The sequence below is a fragment of the Streptococcus vulneris genome (genome assembly GCF_019218685.1).
GTDB classification, from domain to species: domain Bacteria; phylum Bacillota; class Bacilli; order Lactobacillales; family Streptococcaceae; genus Streptococcus; species Streptococcus vulneris.
This window is the reverse complement of the sequence record NZ_JAHUZC010000045.1, coordinates 1-325: the sequence shown is the minus strand read 5'-3', so window position 1 is coordinate 325 and position 325 is coordinate 1. Positions and strand designations below refer to the sequence as shown.

Genomic DNA, 325 nt, shown 5'->3' with positions numbered 1-325 from the left:
CCAAGGCCTTGATCGCAGAGCATGCAGGGAAGACACGGACTGTAGGGACTTATCAGTCGGGTGATTTCGCCAAACTCAAGTCTGTTCAACGCTTTGCGATAGCCTATCAACAGGCGAGTAAGCAGATGGAGAGTCGTGTTGAACGAGTGAAGGCTGCCCAGGAGCGGGACAAGGCTCGTTTTGAGGCCTTGGCTGCAGAGGATCGAGCCAAGAACGGTTGGAAAGACCTGGCAATTGGTGTGGTGACCGTTGCGATTGGTGCTTTAGCGATTTGGGCAACTATGGGGGCAGCGACACCCTTGGTTGTTGGGGCTGGCTTAACCGC

At 55.1% G+C, this 325-nt stretch carries 1 pseudogene; it reads left to right on the top strand.

Features of this window, described 5'->3' with window-relative positions:
* Window positions 1–8 precede the first annotated feature (8 nt).
* Window positions 9–325, top strand: a pseudogene (locus KUA57_RS09680) (T7SS effector LXG polymorphic toxin); the annotation flags it as partial.